The 15,983-nt window shown below is 55.5% G+C and carries 14 protein-coding genes; 12 read left to right on the top strand and 2 right to left on the bottom strand.

Features of this window, described 5'->3' with window-relative positions; genetic code table 11:
* Positions 1-2: 2 nt before the first annotated feature.
* The 7 genes from urtA to H5P30_RS21470 all read left to right on the top strand — a co-directional run bounded on the left by urtA (position 3) and on the right by H5P30_RS21470 (position 6,672).
* Positions 3-1,265 (top strand): urea ABC transporter substrate-binding protein, encoded by a 1,263-nt coding sequence (gene urtA, locus H5P30_RS21500; protein WP_185694978.1) that lies wholly within the window; start codon positions 3-5, stop codon positions 1,263-1,265.
* A 103-nt stretch (positions 1,266-1,368) separates the two neighbouring features.
* On the top strand, positions 1,369-2,292 hold the full coding sequence (gene urtB / locus H5P30_RS21495) for an urea ABC transporter permease subunit UrtB (RefSeq protein WP_185694977.1): 924 nt from the start codon (positions 1,369-1,371) through the stop codon (positions 2,290-2,292).
* A 27-nt stretch (positions 2,293-2,319) separates the two neighbouring features.
* A complete protein-coding gene (gene urtC / locus H5P30_RS21490) occupies positions 2,320-3,507 on the top strand; it encodes an urea ABC transporter permease subunit UrtC (RefSeq protein WP_185694976.1) in 1,188 nt (395 codons plus the stop codon).
* Complete coding sequence (urtD, locus tag H5P30_RS21485; protein WP_185694975.1) at positions 3,497-4,243, top strand: urea ABC transporter ATP-binding protein UrtD; 747 nt, start codon at positions 3,497-3,499, stop codon at positions 4,241-4,243. The genes urtC and urtD overlap by 11 nt, the downstream gene beginning before the upstream one ends.
* A 27-nt stretch (positions 4,244-4,270) precedes the next feature.
* On the top strand, positions 4,271-4,960 hold the full coding sequence (urtE, locus tag H5P30_RS21480) for an urea ABC transporter ATP-binding subunit UrtE (protein WP_185694974.1): 690 nt from the start codon (positions 4,271-4,273) through the stop codon (positions 4,958-4,960).
* A 52-nt stretch (positions 4,961-5,012) separates the two neighbouring features.
* Positions 5,013-6,239: a formamidase gene (gene fmdA / locus H5P30_RS21475; protein ID WP_185694973.1), complete on the top strand. Its 1,227-nt coding sequence runs from the start codon at positions 5,013-5,015 to the stop codon at positions 6,237-6,239.
* A gap of 220 nt (positions 6,240-6,459) precedes the next feature.
* Positions 6,460-6,672, top strand: a complete 213-nt coding sequence (locus H5P30_RS21470) for a hypothetical protein (RefSeq protein WP_185694972.1) — start codon at positions 6,460-6,462, stop codon at positions 6,670-6,672.
* Between the two features lie 201 nt (positions 6,673-6,873).
* On the opposite strand, the gene H5P30_RS21465 is transcribed toward H5P30_RS21470, so the two are convergent.
* Positions 6,874-7,113 (bottom strand): hypothetical protein, encoded by a 240-nt coding sequence (locus tag H5P30_RS21465; RefSeq protein ID WP_185694971.1) that lies wholly within the window; start codon positions 7,111-7,113, stop codon positions 6,874-6,876.
* 161 nt (positions 7,114-7,274) lie between these two features.
* The gene (locus H5P30_RS21460; protein ID WP_185694970.1) at positions 7,275-8,282 is read right to left on the bottom strand and encodes a M28 family peptidase; all 1,008 of its coding nucleotides are present in this window, start codon (positions 8,280-8,282) and stop codon (positions 7,275-7,277) included.
* A 375-nt stretch (positions 8,283-8,657) separates the two neighbouring features.
* On the opposite strand from H5P30_RS21460, the gene H5P30_RS21455 reads away from it, so the two are divergent.
* The 5 genes from H5P30_RS21455 (at position 8,658) to H5P30_RS21435 (ending at position 15,170) form a co-directional block, all read left to right on the top strand.
* The gene (locus H5P30_RS21455) at positions 8,658-10,154 is read left to right on the top strand and encodes a hybrid sensor histidine kinase/response regulator (protein ID WP_185694969.1); all 1,497 of its coding nucleotides are present in this window, start codon (positions 8,658-8,660) and stop codon (positions 10,152-10,154) included.
* A 212-nt stretch (positions 10,155-10,366) separates the two neighbouring features.
* Positions 10,367-11,956: a phosphoglycerate dehydrogenase gene (gene serA / locus H5P30_RS21450; RefSeq protein WP_185694968.1), complete on the top strand. Its 1,590-nt coding sequence runs from the start codon at positions 10,367-10,369 to the stop codon at positions 11,954-11,956.
* A 13-nt stretch (positions 11,957-11,969) separates the two neighbouring features.
* Positions 11,970-12,581: a glycerol-3-phosphate 1-O-acyltransferase PlsY gene (gene plsY / locus H5P30_RS21445; RefSeq protein WP_185694967.1), complete on the top strand. Its 612-nt coding sequence runs from the start codon at positions 11,970-11,972 to the stop codon at positions 12,579-12,581.
* A 21-nt stretch (positions 12,582-12,602) separates the two neighbouring features.
* Entirely contained in the window at positions 12,603-13,916 is a 1,314-nt protein-coding gene (locus tag H5P30_RS21440) for a homoserine dehydrogenase (RefSeq protein ID WP_185694966.1), read from the top strand.
* Positions 13,917-13,940: 24 nt separating this feature from the next.
* The gene (locus H5P30_RS21435) at positions 13,941-15,170 is read left to right on the top strand and encodes an aspartate kinase (RefSeq protein WP_185694965.1); all 1,230 of its coding nucleotides are present in this window, start codon (positions 13,941-13,943) and stop codon (positions 15,168-15,170) included.
* Positions 15,171-15,983 lie beyond the last annotated feature (813 nt).

Genomic DNA, 15,983 nt, shown 5'->3' with positions numbered 1-15,983 from the left:
ACATGAAAAAAACAAAAGTAAGAGATAACCTAAAGCGAAAGCTCTTCTACCTGTGCGGAATCTGCGCGGTAGGAGTCGGCAGCATGTATGCCAATGAAGAATACCCAACCGATGAGGTCAACACCACCGGATTGGCAGTGACCGACGATACGGTTACCGTAGGACAGTTACACTCCATCTCCGGGACGATGGCCATCAGTGAAACCGGGTCCGTCGAAGCCGAACGTCTAGCGATCAAGCAGATCAACGAGCTGGGGGGCGTTCTGGGACGACAGATTGTTGTGGTTCAGGAAGACGGTGCGAGTGATTGGCCGACCTTCGCGGAGAAGGCGAAAAAGCTGATTGTCGACGATAAAGTTGCCTGTGTTTTCGGCTGCTGGACTTCTGCTTCGCGGAAGGCGGTTTTGCCGATTTTCGAGAGTGAAAACAATATGCTCTATTATCCGACTTTCTACGAAGGCCTCGAAGCCTCGAAGAACGTTGTTTATACGGGACAGGAAGCGACTCAACAGATCATCTGGGGCCTCGATTGGGCTTACGATAATCTCGGTGCACGCACCTTCTACCTGGTAGGATCGGACTACATCTGGCCGAGAACTTCCAACAAGATCGCCCGGAACCACATCGAGCGTTACCTGAAAAAGAAGGATCCATCCTGTAAGGTTGTCGGGGAAGACTATTATCCTCTCGGGCACACCAACTTCCGCTCGCTCATCAATAAAATCCGGCTCAAAAAGCCCGACTTGATCTACAGCATCGTTGTCGGGGGCAGTAACGTTGCTTGGTATAAGCAACTGAAGGCCGCAGGAATCACCTCGGACAAGTATAACCTCCTGACCATCTCAACGACCGAAGACGAATTGCTCGGAATCGGTGGCGAGAATGCGGAAGGGTTCTATACCTGCATGAAGTATTTCCAGTCGCTGGGTAATGAGAACAACATCGAGTTCGTCGAATCCTTTAAGGATGAGTGGGGCGAAGACTCGGTGATTGGAGACGTTACGCAGGCCGCTTATCTTGGGCCATGGCTCTGGAAAGCTGCGGTCGAAAAAGCCGGTAGCTTCGACATCGACAAGATTCACGAGGCTCACGGTGGAATCGAATTCCCAGACGCTCCAGAAGGCTACGTCCGTATTCACGACGAGAACCAGCACCTCTGGAGTCGTGCCAAAATGGGCAAGATCTTGAAAAACGGTCAGATCGAAGTCGTTGCGGTCTCCGAAGAGCTGATCGAACCAAATCCATTCCCAGAAGGTTACCAGTGATCCTGGGCTAATCGGTCCTGTTTGAAATTATAAACATGGTTGTGCGCCGTTGCTCATTCGGCGCGGCGCACAACCTCTTTTTCACGAATCCAACACCATAATTATGGGAGATTATACAGCACAGGAAATTTGGTCGATTGTGGTCATGCAGTCGTTCAGCGGAGTGAGTTTGCTCTGCATCTTCGCCCTGATGGGCATGGGCCTCTACATCATCTTCGGGCAAATGGGAGTCATCAACATGGCGCATGCCGAGTTTCTCGTGTTGGGCTCCTACACGATGTGCCTCTTTTCGAAGTTCATTACTTCGAGTGTGCCGGCGCTCACCGATTACTACGTCTTTCTCGTCATTCCACTCGCCTTTGCGGTCGCATTTATCGTCGGCTATATTGTGGAGTGGCTTCTCATCAGCCGTCTTTATACGAGACCGCTGGACACTCTTCTCGCGACATGGGGGCTCAGCCTCGTCATGCAGCAGAGCTACCGGACCTTTTTCGGGGCCCGCGAAATGAGTGCAACTTTGCCGGAGTGGCTCCTCGGAGCTTGGATGCCTACCGACACGATCTTTATTCCGATCAGTGGAATCGTTCTACTGGTCCTGACCATCTGCCTAACCGTAGGGCTTGTCATTTACACAAAGAAGACCCGAATGGGACTGCGAATGAGGGCGACGACCCAGAACCGGGAAATGACCGGAGCACTGGGGATCAATTCCAAAATGACCGACCGCGTCACCTTCGGCATCGCCTGCGGGATCTCGGGAATCGCCGGAGCCTTCTTTACGACGATCGCCTCCACCTCGCCGTCGGCGGGAACCGACTACATTGTCGATTCGTTCCTGGTGCTGGTTGTCGGGGGGCTGGGCAGTCTCTTCGGGTTGTTCATCTCGGCGGGATTCATCGCTCTTCTCTCGTCCATTCTAGAATTTTTCATGTCGGGTTCGATCGCCAAAGTGTGGGTCTACATCATCATTTTCGCGATTTTGATGAAGTTCACCAAAGGCCTTTTCTCCGACAAGACACGCCACTAGGCCAACCATTCAACGCACAGTTCGAATATGGAAACGAATTACACTGCTAAAAAAGGGTTCAAGGCCTTTTATTCTCGATTGTTCACCAACCGCGAAGGTCTCATCGGATTTATCATTCTAGCCGCTGTTCTTCTGGTGGTGCTTCCGATGGTGATGGGAGCCTTCCGGTTGAATATGACGGGCAAGTATCTCTCTTACGCATTCGCCGCGGTTGGCCTCGTTCTCTGTTGGGGGCAGGCCGGGATTCTTAGCCTCGGGCAGGGGATGTTCTTCGGTGTGGGGGGATATTGCATGGCGATGTTTCTCAAGCTCGAAGCCTCGAGTCCGGAGTTCACCTCAATCCAGACCACACCGGGCATTCCCGATTTCATGGACTGGAATCAGGTCACGGAACTCCCTTGGTTCTGGTATCCTTTTAAGAGTTTTCCACTAACACTGGCTCTGATTTTGATCCTGCCGGTTCTTCTCTCGTTCATCATGAGTGTCTTCTACTTCAAGGGACGGGTGAGCGGAGTGGTCTTCGCCATTCTTACCCAGTCGATGGTCGCCTGTATGTGGTATTTTATCGTCGGCAATCAGGGATATTTTGGGGGAATCAATGGGATTACCGATCTGAAGACTCTCGCTGGATGGGATATCCGAACGCCGGAGGCCCAGACGACACTGTACTTCGTTTGTGCGATTCTCCTTCTTCTTTGCATCCTCGGATCGCGATACGTTCTCTCGACACGACTCGGAAGAGTTTTGGTGGCCCAGCGGGACAAGGAGGCGCGGGTCCGGTTCTCGGGGTATAATATTACTGCCTTTCGGGTCTTCATCTTCTGCTTCGCCAGTGTGATTACCTCCATCGGGGGAGCACTTTTTACCCTGCAGGTCGGATTCATGTCACCCAATTTGATCGGGGTAGTTCCTTCCATTGATATGGTGATTTTCACTGCGGTTGGAGGAAGATTGAGCCTATTTGGAGCCGTCTACGGAACCCTCTTGGTCAATGGGGTGCAGACCGTATTTTCCGAGGCCTATCCGACCATTTGGTTGTTCTTCTACGGAGGTATCTTCATCGCAATTGTCCTTTTCCTTCCGAAGGGTTTGGCAGGACTCTATGGGGATGTCCTGAAGCCACTCTTCTTGAAGTGTATTGGGAAGAAATCGGATACCCGGAAAAAACTAGAAAGTATATCGGAGACCGAAAAAGGAGGCCAAAATGTCGAGTAATACAGATTTTCTCTTAGCGATCGAAAACCTGACCGTCAGTTTCGACGGGTTCAAGGCGGTGGACGATCTAACCCTCTATGTCGATAAGGGCGAACTGCGGGTCATTATCGGGCCGAATGGGGCCGGGAAAACAACGGTTCTCGATTTGATCAGCGGCAAGACGAAGGCGAGTGCCGGGAGCATTAAATACAACAACATCGAGCTAACCCGAATGAGAGAGCACCAGATCGTGCGCGCTGGAGTCATTCGCAAGTTTCAGACTCCGTCGATCTACGACAATCTGACGGTCTTCGAAAATCTGGAGATCTCCTATCCTTGGGGACGCACCGTCTGGGGATCTCTCAGTTTCAATCGAACGGAGGAAGTGGTTGAGCGAATTAAGGAGGTCGCCGGTGAGGTGTTTCTCGGGGACATGCTCGACATTCCGGGAGAGATGCTGAGCCACGGGCAAAAGCAATGGCTCGAGATCGGCATGCTTCTCATCCAAAATACGGAATTGATCATGCTCGACGAGCCAGTGGCCGGGATGACTCCGAAAGAGCGGGATGCCACCGCGGCTTTGCTCAAGAAGATCTCGAAGAAACAGTCAGTGATCATCATTGAGCACGACATGGACTTCGTCGAGAAGATCGCTTCGCGGGTCACGGTGCTGCATCTGGGGAAGATCATTAAAGAGGGCACCATGACCGAAGTGCGGAACGACCCGCGGGTGCAAGAGGTTTATCTCGGGCACTGATTATACCAATTATTCAACGGAGAAACTATGTTTTACGTAAAAGACTTAAAAGTTAGCTACGGGGAAAGTCAGGTAATCGGAGGCCTGGATCTCGAACTCGGAGAGGGCGAGATTCTTGCGGTCATGGGTCGCAACGGAATGGGGAAGACCACGCTCTTCAAATCCATTATCGGATTGTTGTCGCAGACGTCTGGCAGCATCGAGCTGGAAGGCACCGAATTGATCGGGATGCCGAGTTATAAGCGGGTTCGCAACGGGTTGGCCTACGTCCCCCAGGGGCGGATGATATACCCGAAGATGACGGTCACGGACAACATCCGAGCCGGCATGGATGTCTCCAAGCTGAAAAAGATTCCTCCTTACATCTACGAACTCTTTCCGGTGCTCAAAGATATGGGCAAGCGAATGGGAGGGAATCTCTCAGGTGGGCAACAACAACAGTTGGCGATTGCCCGGGCCCTGGTCACTCAGCCCAAGGTGTTGCTTCTGGACGAGCCGACAGAGGGAATTCAGCCATCGATCATCAAAGAGATGGCGCGAACCCTGAAGCGGGTTCGCGATGAGCAGGGAATCTCCATCCTCGTAGCTGAACAGGTGCTCTCCTTTACCTTGGACGCCTGTGACCGGTTTCTGGTGATGGAGGGCGGCGCTATCGTTCATTCCACGCCTCGCGAAAGCGTGGATGAGGAGGGGATCAAGAAGTTCCTCTCCGTGTAGATGTCATTTGTAGGGAAATACAAGTTCTAACCAAAAAAAGATAAGGGAAAACATGAAAAATACACTGATCAAAGTAGACCTCAATACACCTCCGGAGGAACAGGATGTTCTTCACAATCGCTGGCACCCTGACATTCCTATGGTGGCCATGGTGAATCCGGGAGATGAATTTCGGGTCGAATGTATGGACTGGACGGGTGGACAGATTCAAAACGATGATGACGCTACCGATATTAAGGACGTTGACCTGACCAAGGTGCACTATCTCAGTGGTCCGATTGGGGTCAAAGGCGCGGAACCCGGCGACTTGCTGGTCGTCGATATCCTCGATGTTGGCGTTCGCGACGAATCCGATTGGGGATTTACCGGACTGTTTGCCAAGGAGAATGGAGGCGGATTCCTAACCGATCACTATCCCGATGCGCGCAAGGCTTGCTGGGATTTTCACGGAATTAAAACGTCATCCCGCCATATCCCGAATGTCGAGTTCGCCGGGATCATGCACCCTGGTTTGATTGGGTGCCTGCCTTCTCGCGAGCTTCTGGACGAGTGGAATAAGCGTGAAAAGGAACTTTTTGACACGGACCCGGACCGGGTGCCTGCACTCTGCACGCTGCCTTACGCCGATACCGCTCACATGGGTCGGATGTCAGGTGACGAAGCGGCGATGGCTGCCAAAGAGGCTGCGCGAACCGTTCCTCCCCGGGAACACGGCGGGAACTGTGACATCAAGAACCTGACCAAGGGTTCGAAGGTCTACTTCCCCGTCTACGTGAAGGACGGAGGCCTCTCCATGGGGGACATCCACTTCTCGCAAGGTGACGGAGAAATTACTTTCTGCGGTGCCATCGAAATGGCGGGATATCTCGATATTCGCGTCAGCCTGATCAAGCAGGGCGTGAAGAAGTATGGTGTGATCAACCCGATCTTTGAGCCCAGCCCAACGGAACCACGCTACAGCGACTACCTGATTTTCGAAGGGATCTCGGTCGATGAGACCACCGGTAAGCAGGGTTATCTGGACGTGCACACGGCCTACCGCCGCGCCTGCCTGAATGCGATCGAATACATGAAGAAGTTTGGGTATACCGGAGAACAGGCCTACGCGATCCTCGGAACGGCTCCAGTCGAGGGGCACATTAGCGGGATCGTCGATATTCCGAACGCGTGTGCGACTCTCTTCCTGCCGACCGAGATCTTCGACTTCGACATCAAGCCGAATGCCGACGGTCCGAAGAATTCCGTCACGACGGAGACCGACTTGGCCAAAGCCAAATAGTCGTTGTTCTGAAAATTAACGAGTGGCAGGGCGGCTTCTCCAATTGGGGAGGCCGCCTCCCTCCCACTCACAACCGGAGAGTTTAGGAGACGAACTGATGCAGCTATTTGAATACAATTGCAAGGAACATGGATTGTTTGAGTTGATGCGGCCCTTGGGCTTGCGGAAGCACCCTGGGCCCTGTCCAGAATGCGGAAAGCTTTCGCCGAGAGCTTTTTCCATGCCCACCGTGAAACACATGGATCCGACGAAGAAGAAGGCGATCGAGCGTAATTTGCAGAGCCAGCATGAACCGCACGCCTGCAGCACCGGTTGCTGTGAACACCATCACCTTCCTCCGAGCCATCACAAGCACCTTGCCTTTCTGAACCAGCGCCGTCGACAGGAGTCGTACAACGGTCCCCGTTCTTGGGTGATCGAGCACGGGATTTAGGTTAAAGCACGGCATTTTCGTGATGAAGCTGCTTCCGGTCTATTCCGGAGGCGGCTTTTTTGTAGGGGAGGAGCTTCAGCTGCCCCCATCGCGTTCTTTTCTGCCGCCCCTCGTGGGAAGAGTTTTCGCGTGCGCAGGACCGCGCAGCTGAAGCTGAGCGGTTGCTTTCTGCTCCTACGCATGTCTCCGTAGAAGTAGGGTTCACGGCCGAGGCTCAAGGACCGGCGGCTTCAGCCGCCGATTTGTAGGAGAGGGCGACTCATTTTGAAGGTTACGGGAGTTTTGTCGCGATGTGAGGGGGGCGGGCATTCTGATGCCGCGCAGCTGAAGCTGAGCAGCTACTTTCTGCTCCGATGCATTGCCTCCGTAGAGGTAGGGTTCACGGCCCGAGGTCCAAGGGGCGGCGGCTTTAGCCGCCGATTCGTAGGCGAGGCGACTCATTTTGGCGGTTACGGGAGTTCTTGTTGCGATGTGAGGGGGCGGCGATTCTGATGCCACGCAGCTGAAGCTGAGCGGCTACTTTCTGCTCCGATGCATTGCCTCCGTAGAGGTAGGGTTCACGGCTCAAGCCCAAGGACCGGCGGCTTCAGCCGCCGATTCGATTATTCCCCTTCAGCGGGAATCGACTGCTCGGCCCATTCGAGGGTTTGCAGGCTTTCGAAGAGGCCAACGACAACTTTCGCCATTCGGGTGTAGTCAAGGGTTTCGGGGGTGTCGCTTTCCTCGTGGTAATTGGGGTTTCGGTAGAAGGCGGTGTCCGAGATCATGATGGCGTCATACCCGAAGCGCCAGTAATTCCGGTGATCGGAATAGTCTATGCCGGGCAGGGCCTCGGGGGCATTCAGTGAGTAGACGGGCAGGTCGGTAGTTCCTTTCATTCCGTTTTTGATCTGCCGGGTGAATTCTCTTTGGGAGAGTTTTCCGATGACGCCGATAAAATTGCCCGTGTCGGGATACATCAGCTTGAGGGCGGCGGTCGGGTAGGCTTGAGACCCCGGCTCATCCGAAAAGTAGCCGATCATTTCCAGTGCGATCATTCCGCGCACCTCCACTCCAGCTTCGAAAAGGGCTTCCGCGTGATGATAGCTTCCCATGTCTTCGGTGCCGAAGAAGGGAGGCTCTTCCAGGGTGTAGGCAACCAGTTCGAGGTTCCGATTTTGAAGAGGAGAATCGCCGATCAGATAGGCGAGCTCGATCAAACCGGCGACGCCGCTGGCGTTGTCGTCTGCTCCTGGGGTGCGATGGTTGGAATCATAGTGGGCTCCGATCACCATCCTTTCTCCGGTGTCCGGCCCAAATTTTCCAATGACATTGCGGTACACCCGGCCTCCGACCTCGAAATCCTGGAAATGCACCGCCGCCCCGGCTTCCCGAAAATGATCGGCGATGTAGTTGGCCGCCCGGTCGAGATTTTCGATTTCCTGAAAGTTCCGGGGATAGAAGGTCTCGGAAAGGGTCCTGACGTGTTTTTCCAGTGTCAGGGGAGATATCTCGACGCTCGTCGGTTCGCTGTGGCTTAAAGTGGGTTGCGCGATCGCGACCCAAAGACCGGCGAGAGGCAGAACGAGGAGGACGAAAACAAGGAGGGGGATCCTTTTCAGGGGGGACATGATTGGAAGTCTAAGAGGAAAAACATCCGGAAGGCTACTGCATTAGCCAACGCGATCGGTAGGGTGAGTAGGGCGCGAATGGTATCAGTTGAGAGGTCTTTGGGCTCCCAGGAAACCTCTCCGGCTCCTCCGCCATTTTGGATCGGCAGGGCTTTGAAGTATTGGACTTTAGACTCGGAGTCTGCTCTCCAGCGGTAGTCTCGTAGCGCCAGTCCTCCTCATGAACAGTCGACCTGAGGCGATGCTCGTGTCTGTTGGCGCTTGACTTTCGGAGCAGGAATGTAAAAATTTTTACATCTCACTCTTTCTTTTTGGATATCGTCCAGCGATTTCGTATCCAAACAATCTGGAGAGAACTCTCTCTACATGGCGCTCATGAAATCTAGAGAACCAAAAATTGCCCTTTCCCCAGGACGGATCGCTGCGATTTATGTGGCCGTAGGGATTCTTTGGATCTTGGTAACTTCGTTTTTGGTGTCCGGCTACAGCGACGCGACTGAAGATTTGTTACTCTACGAGATTGGGAAGGACCTTTTCTTTGTCTTGGCTTCCGGGTTTCTTCTATGGTTCCTCTGCCACAATTGGGAGAAGCAAGTGGTCCAGGCCGCGTTGGAAGGGTCCAGGGCGATGAAGGAGCTCGATGAGGCTCGCCGGGAAGCGGAAAGTGCGAATCGCGTGAAAAGTGATTTTCTTGCCGTCATGAGCCACGAACTCCGCACTCCCTTAAACCCGATCATGGGTTACACGTCCCTTCTCTTGGAGGAGGTGGAGGATCCGTCACTGCAGGATCCATTGAGGGATATCATGAATTCCTCGCGCCGCATGCTCCATTTGATCGATGATTTGCTCTTCTTCAGCTATTTCAATGAGCACCAGAGGGTCGAAGGGGTGGAGGTTTTCGAATTGCTTCCTTTGGTGGAAAAATCCGTGTCCGAAACCCGCCGGACGTTTCCGAATGGAGTGGTTGTTGTCGAGAACGGTTTCGGGGATTTCGCAAAAGTGGGTGCCGAGGATGTCTTCGAGGATCACCCCGAACTTCTGGAGCGAGTTCTGCACGAACTGCTCTCCAACGGTGTAAAATTCGGGGAGGGGAAGCCCGTTTATCTACGGCTCGGAGCGAAGGAAAAAGAAGGCAGCTGCCCTCTGATTCGATTCGAAGTGGAGGATTCCGGTATTGGAATGCCTCAGGAATTCATCGACAAAATTTACGATCCTTTCTCTCAGGCGGATACGTCTCAAACTCGGCGATATCAGGGGGTGGGGCTTGGTCTTTCGATTTGTCGGAAAATCGCTGATTTCCTCGAGGCCGAACTTGAGGGACGGAGTTTTCCGGGAGAGGGAGCGAAGTTTTCTTTCCAGTTTTTGCTCCCCCGTGTGGAGATTCAGGAGAAGCGGAAGTCGGTTAAGCAACGGGTTGAAGAATCATCGTTTACGGATTCCGAAAAAGATCGTCTGAACCGGGTCGAAGGGGAGGCGATTGACTCTCGCTCGCCCTGTGCCCTTGTCGTGGAGGATGATCCTCTGAACGCGCGCCTTGCCCGTAAAGAACTCGAACTTTTTGGTTTCGAGGTCGAGGTCGCCTCTGACGGAGAGGAAGCTGTGGAAAAATGCGAGCTTCGTGTTTTCGATTTGATTCTTATGGATATTTGCTTGCCGAGGATGAACGGCTTTGAGGCGAGTGAAGCCATTCTTGGCAAGGATGGGAAGAACGCGGGGACCCCCATTTTTGCACTGACGGCTCTCGTCGAAGAAGAAGCGAGGTTACGGTGTAAGGAAATCGGTATGCAGGGGTTCGTTTCGAAACCGGTTCGAATGGAGGATTTGCGCTCTGTGTTGGCGATTGCCGGATTCAGGGAGTTGGCGAAAGAATAAAAAGGAGATCGCCGCTGGGGCCGGTAAAGCTCGATTCCCTTTGCGAATCGGTGGGTTGGGGATCGAATGCAGAGGTGGAGGCGCATCCCGTTCGCCTGCGTCTGTAAGAGTTTTTGATCGATTGAGGTGGCGTGGATGGATTCCGCGTCGGAGCGAAGGTTTCTTTGCGGGGTTGCAATCCGGCCCGCGGGAGTCTACCGCTTATCAGCTTCATGAAAATTCTCGTAGCTGACAAAATCTCTCCCACTGGTGTCGAGTTCCTGCGTGAGCAGCCGGACTGCGAAGTCATTGAGGCGTATGGTAGTTCTCCAGAAAAGATTCTCGAGCTCGTTTCCGATGTCGACGGCATCGCGGTTCGCTCGGAGACAAAGGTGACGGCTGAGGTCATCGCCGCAGCTCCAAAGCTGAAGGTCGTCGGGCGCGCGGGTGTCGGTGTGGACAACATTGATATCGAAGCTGCCACAGACCGCGGAATTATCGTCATGAACACCCCTGCCGGGAACACGATTGCGACGGCAGAGCTTACTTTTACCCACATCCTCGCCGGGACCCGCCCAATCGCACAGGCGGATCGTTCGATGAAGGAAGGCCGCTGGGACCGCAAGATCCTCACCGGTTCGGAACTCATGGGCAAGACCCTCGGCGTCTGCGGAATGGGCCGTATCGGAGCCGAAGTTTCCAAGCGTGCTCTCGCTTTTGGAATGACGGTCTTGGCTTTTGATCCATTCCTGACCCAGAGCCGCGCTCAAGCGCTCGGCGTAGAAATGGTTTCTTTCGAAAATCTCTGCGAGCGGGCCGATTACATCACCGTGCACATGCCTTTGACGGAAGAGACGAAGCACATGATTGATGCGGATGCCATCGCCCGCATGAAGGACGGCGTCCGCCTCTTCAACTGCGCACGCGGCGGGATCATCGAGCAGCAAGCTCTGATCGAAGGACTCAAGAGCGGCAAGGTCGCTGCGGCGGGTCTCGACGTCTACGAAGGAGAGCCTCTCGACAAGGATAGTGAGTTGCGCAAGATCGATTCCCTCGTCCTGACCCCTCACCTCGGGGCATCGACGAAGGAGGCCCAAGAGAATGTGGGCATCGAAATTGCCGAGAACATGTTCAAGGCCCTCACCGGCGGAACGGTTCTCAACGCCATCAACATGCCGACCGTCGATCCACGCGATCTCAAGATGCTCGCACCTTACCTCGACCTTGGGGAAAAGCTCGGCACCTTCGTTCAGCAGCTCAGCAGCGGTACGGTCGAAAAGCTCAAGATCACTTATTACGGCAAGATCGTAGATCTCGACGCGCTTCCGCTTTCCCGTGCCATCCAGCGCGGATATTTGCAGAAAATCAGCGGTGAGGCGATCAACGACGTGAACGCACCAAAGAAGATCGCCAGCCTTGGAGTTGAGGTCGATGTGATCAAGAGCAACAAGGACTGCGGATACACCGAGTTGATCGAAGTTGAAGCGATCGAAGACAACGGCAAGACCCGTTCTGCCTGTGGCACTCTCTTCGGCCTCGGCCAAGAGCCCCGCATCGTCGCCATCGACGGTCACGGCCTCGAAATCAACACCTCGGGCACGCTTCTGGTTCTCAAGAACAAAGACGTTCCCGGCATCGTGGGCTTCATCGGCACTTCTCTCGACAAGGATGGCGTGAACATCGCCAACCTCTCGCTGAGCCGCGACCAGGGAATGGGCTACGCGATCAGTGTCTACGAGCTGGACACCGCTCCTTCGGAAGCGACCCAGAAGGCGATTACCGATCACGGCGGAATCGAGAAGTTTAAGATAATCCAGCTCTGACGCAGGGTTCCGGATGGTCCTTTCCGTTTCACTCTGCGCTCTCCTGGGGTACCTGATCGGTTCCCTCTCGTTCGCGGTGTGGATCGCGAAATCGCGGGGCGTTGACATCCTCAAAGAGGGGAGCGGAAATCCCGGCGCGACGAACGTCAAACGGGTCTTGGGAAAGAAGGCGGGCAATACCGTTTTCTTCCTGGATTTCCTGAAGGGCTGCGTCGCGGTCGGGCTTGGACTCTGGATTGTCGGCGATCCCGGTGGTATCGCTGGAGCGGTGGGAGCCGTCCTCGGGCACAGTGCTTCGATCTTTATCCGCTTTCGCGGGGGGAAGGGCGTGGCTGTTACGATGGGGGCGCTCTTGGTTCTGATGCCGATCACTCTCCTGACTGGGTTAGTGATCTGGGTCATCACCTTCAAGGTGAGTCGCTACGTTTCGCTGGCTTCGATCCTCTTCGCGATCAGTTTACCGGTGACGGCCTTGATCCTCAATCAGATCTGGGGGCTGGTATCTCAACCTTTAGTCATCTTCGCCGCCCTGATTGCCGTCTTGATTGTCGTTCGCCATCGTTCCAACCTAGTCCGTTTGATCAATGGCCAAGAGCATAAGTTTACAGGTAAGTCCTCTCAGTAGGGAGAAAACGCGGGAAATCCGATGAGCGAATCACAAGAAAAAATTCGTATAGGCATGCTCGGCTTCGGCACAGTCGGTCAGGGCGTATGGAAGCATCTGCAATCGCGGGGAGAAGAACTCGCGATGGAGACCGGGAGCGAGTTTGAGATTGCCGGCATCGTCGTGCGCAGCCTTGACCGAAAGCGGGATGTCGACGTCCCGGCGGAATTGCTGACCGATGATCCCACCGCGCTTCTAGAGGATCCCTCGGTGTCGATTATTTGCGAACTCGCTGGTGGCACTACCGATGTCCTCAAGTGGACGCGCAAAGCACTCACCGCGGGAAAATCCGTGGTCACCGCCAACAAGGCGCTGATTTGCGATCACGGTGAGGAGTTGATGGAGTTGGCCGCCGAGCACGGGGGCCGCCTCTTCTTCGAAGCCAGCGTCGCCGGTGGCATCCCTGTCATCAAGGGCCTGCGCGAAGGGTTGGTGGTCAATCGCTTTGACCGGATTTACGGGATCCTCAACGGCACCTCGAACTACATCCTCACCCGGATGGAGCGCGAGCAGCTCTCGTTTGAGCCCGTCCTCGACGCCGCTCGGGCTCTCGGATACGTCGAAGCCGATGAATCCCTCGATCTCGATGGTGGAGACGCCGCCCACAAGACCGTCATCCTCGCTTGGCTCGCCCACCGCAAGTGGGTGCCGACCGACAAAATGCTTATTGAGGGCATTCGAAAGGTGACGCTGGGTGATATGCATTTTGCCCGCGAGTTGGGTTACCGGATCAAACTGATCGCCTCGATTCAACGATTGGGAGACCACGGACGTTTGGCCCTCGCTGTCCGTCCGACGCTGGTTCCGCTCGACTCTTTGATGGCTGATGTCAGTGAAGCCTTCAACGCCGTTCGCCTCGAGGGTGACGTGGCCGGACCGACGGTGTTGATTGGAAAGGGCGCGGGTCAGGATCCGACCGCGAGCGCCGTGATTGCCGATTTGGTGGATGCTGGACGCGCCTATCTCAGTGACACGCATCCGCGTTCGCGTTCTCCACGGGCTGGGGACGCCTCGGAACTGGCGGAGATGGAGGACATCTCGCAGGAGTATTACATCCGCCTGACCGTGGCCGATCGTTCGGGAGTCCTCGCGGAAGTCGCCGGGGCTTTTTCGAAGTGTGGGATCAGCATCGCGACCGTGATCCAGCGCGATCATGAAGGAGACGATACCGCATCGCTCGTCCTCGCCACTCACGTTTGCTCGGAGGCGTCGTTGCGCGCGGCCCTCAACATCCTTGGCGGTGAAGAATCCGTTCTGGGTGATTTTCTTGTCTGCCCGATTCTCGATCCGGAGTAGGCCTTAATCTTTGATTTCCAGGAAATGGCTAGAATTGTTCAGAAATTTGGAGGGACCTCCGTCGGCGATGTGGAGCGCATCCGCAAAGTCGCCGATCGGGTCCGCCGCACCCGGGATGAGGGGCACGAGGTCGTGGTCGTTGTATCGGCGCGTTCCGGTGTTACCAACGAATTGATTTCCCGTGCCAAAGCTCTCAACCCCAACCCGAACGAGCGGGAGATGGATCTTCTCCTCGCCGTGGGGGAACAAGAGACGATCGCCCTCACGACCATGGCGTTGCATTCGTTGGGGATTCCCGCGGTCTCCCGCACGGGTGCCCAAGCTGGTATTCTCACCGATCCCGCTCATACCCGTGCCCGGATTTTGGAGATTTCCGGAGGAGATATCGATCAGCAGCTGAAGAATGGCAGCGTTGTCATCGTTGCCGGCTTCCAAGGTGCGAACGTCGATGGGCAGACCACCACTCTCGGCCGGGGTGGGTCGGACCTCAGCGCGATCGCCATCGCAGCGGCCCTCAATGCTGATCTTTGTCAGATTTATACCGACGTCGAAGGCGTCTTCACCGCGGATCCCCGTATCGTCCCCGATGCTCGCAAGCTCGATGAAATCGCCTACGAGGAGATGCTTGAGCTTGCCAGCAGTGGTTCTAAGGTCATGCAGACCCGCGCCGTCAAATTCGCCCAGAAATATGGAGTCCGCTTTGAAGTGCGCTCCAGCTTTAACGACAAACCCGGAACGATTGTGAAAGAAGAAGTTGTTTCCATGGAAGACGTCGCCGTCAGTGGCGTCGCTCTCGACCGCAACCAAGTTAAGATTGTCATCAGCGACATTCCCGATCGTCCGGGGACCGCCGCACGCATCTTCCAGGCCCTGTCGGAAGAAGGGGTCCTGGTCGACATGATCGTTCAGAACCTCGGCCGCGAGGGTCGGGCCAACCTGACCTTCACCGTCCCGGAAGATGACGCCTTCCGGGCCGAGAACGCCGTGAAGGCCCTCAAGGAGGATTTTCCCGAGGCGCAAATCTCGACCTATGATCGCATCGCCAAACTCTCGGCGGTCGGCGTAGGCATGCGCTCGCACACCGGGGTGGCTGGCAAGCTCTTCCGCGCTCTCGCCGAGAAGAAGATCAACGTGCAGATGATCAGCACCTCGGAGATCAAGATCTCGGTCGTCATCGGCATCGAAGATGCTGAGGAAGCCGTGCGCACTCTCCATGCGGCCTTTGGTTTGGCGGAAGACTCGTCGAAAGAGTGAGGCGCTTCCGCCCGTGGAAATGATGGTCTCTCCGGAAATCCAACCTCACCAATTCCTCCCTTGCTCGCAGGGGAGGGGGACCGCCGTCAAGCGGTGGAGGGGTGTGCCGCAGGCACGCAGCTTTTCGGGTGCAGATCGATCGGCCAATCTATTCGAAACGGGAGAGACCTCCCCACCCGCGGAAGCGGGTCCCCCTCCTCCTACGAGTAGGAGGGGAGTCGAATGGTCCAGATTTTCCTCTAGTAAAACTCCTCCCTTGCTTGCAGGGGAGGGGGACCGCTGCCAGGCGGTGGAGGGGTGTGCCGCAGGCACGCGAATTTTCAGGTTTGTATCGATCGGCCAATCTTTTCGAAACGGGGGGACCTCCCCACCCGCTGACGCGGGTCCCCCCCTCCTACGAGAAGGAGGGGAGTCGGATAGCCCAGATCTTCCTCTAGTAAGACTTCTCCCTTGCTTGCAGGGGAGGGGGACCGCCGCCAGGTGGTGGAGGGGTGTGCCGCAGGCACGCAGCTTTTCGGGTGCAGATCGATCGGCCAATCTATTCGAAACGGGAGAGACCTCCCCACCCGCTGACGCGGGTCCCCCCCTCCTACGAGTAGGAGGGGAGTCAGATACTCCAGAATCAGCGTCACCCAAATTCCTCCCTTGCTTGCAGAGGAGGGGGACCGCCGCCAGGCGGTGGAGGGGTGTGCCGCAGGCACGCGCATTTTCGGGTCCAGATCGATCGGCCAATCTATTCGAAACGGGAGAGACCTCCCCACGCGCTGAAGCGGGTCCCCCCCTCCTACGAGTAGGAGGGGAGTCAGATACTCC

It is taken from the genome of Puniceicoccus vermicola (assembly GCF_014230055.1).
GTDB classification, from domain to species: Bacteria; Verrucomicrobiota; Verrucomicrobiia; order Opitutales; family Puniceicoccaceae; genus Puniceicoccus; species Puniceicoccus vermicola.
Note: the sequence above shows the minus strand (reverse complement) of the source record. Positions and strands in the feature narration are given on the sequence as shown.

Bases quoted from the DNA above. Each gene is read 5' to 3' on its own strand.
- urtA (WP_185694978.1), top strand. From the start codon at position 3: ATGAAAAAAACAAAAGTAAGAGATAACCTAAAGCGAAAGCTCTTCTAC.
- urtB (WP_185694977.1), top strand. From the start codon at position 1,369: ATGGGAGATTATACAGCACAGGAAATTTGGTCGATTGTGGTCATGCAG.
- urtC (WP_185694976.1), top strand. From the start codon at position 2,320: ATGGAAACGAATTACACTGCTAAAAAAGGGTTCAAGGCCTTTTATTCT.
- urtD (WP_185694975.1), top strand. From the start codon at position 3,497: ATGTCGAGTAATACAGATTTTCTCTTAGCGATCGAAAACCTGACCGTC.
- urtE (WP_185694974.1), top strand. From the start codon at position 4,271: ATGTTTTACGTAAAAGACTTAAAAGTTAGCTACGGGGAAAGTCAGGTA.
- fmdA (WP_185694973.1), top strand. From the start codon at position 5,013: ATGAAAAATACACTGATCAAAGTAGACCTCAATACACCTCCGGAGGAA.
- H5P30_RS21470 (WP_185694972.1), top strand. From the start codon at position 6,460: ATGCCCACCGTGAAACACATGGATCCGACGAAGAAGAAGGCGATCGAG.
- H5P30_RS21465 (WP_185694971.1), bottom strand. From the start codon at position 7,113: ATGAGTCGCCTCGCCTACGAATCGGCGGCTAAAGCCGCCGCCCCTTGG.
- H5P30_RS21460 (WP_185694970.1), bottom strand. From the start codon at position 8,282: ATGTCCCCCCTGAAAAGGATCCCCCTCCTTGTTTTCGTCCTCCTCGTT.
- H5P30_RS21455 (WP_185694969.1), top strand. From the start codon at position 8,658: ATGAAATCTAGAGAACCAAAAATTGCCCTTTCCCCAGGACGGATCGCT.
- serA (WP_185694968.1), top strand. From the start codon at position 10,367: ATGAAAATTCTCGTAGCTGACAAAATCTCTCCCACTGGTGTCGAGTTC.
- plsY (WP_185694967.1), top strand. From the start codon at position 11,970: ATGGTCCTTTCCGTTTCACTCTGCGCTCTCCTGGGGTACCTGATCGGT.
- H5P30_RS21440 (WP_185694966.1), top strand. From the start codon at position 12,603: ATGAGCGAATCACAAGAAAAAATTCGTATAGGCATGCTCGGCTTCGGC.
- H5P30_RS21435 (WP_185694965.1), top strand. From the start codon at position 13,941: ATGGCTAGAATTGTTCAGAAATTTGGAGGGACCTCCGTCGGCGATGTG.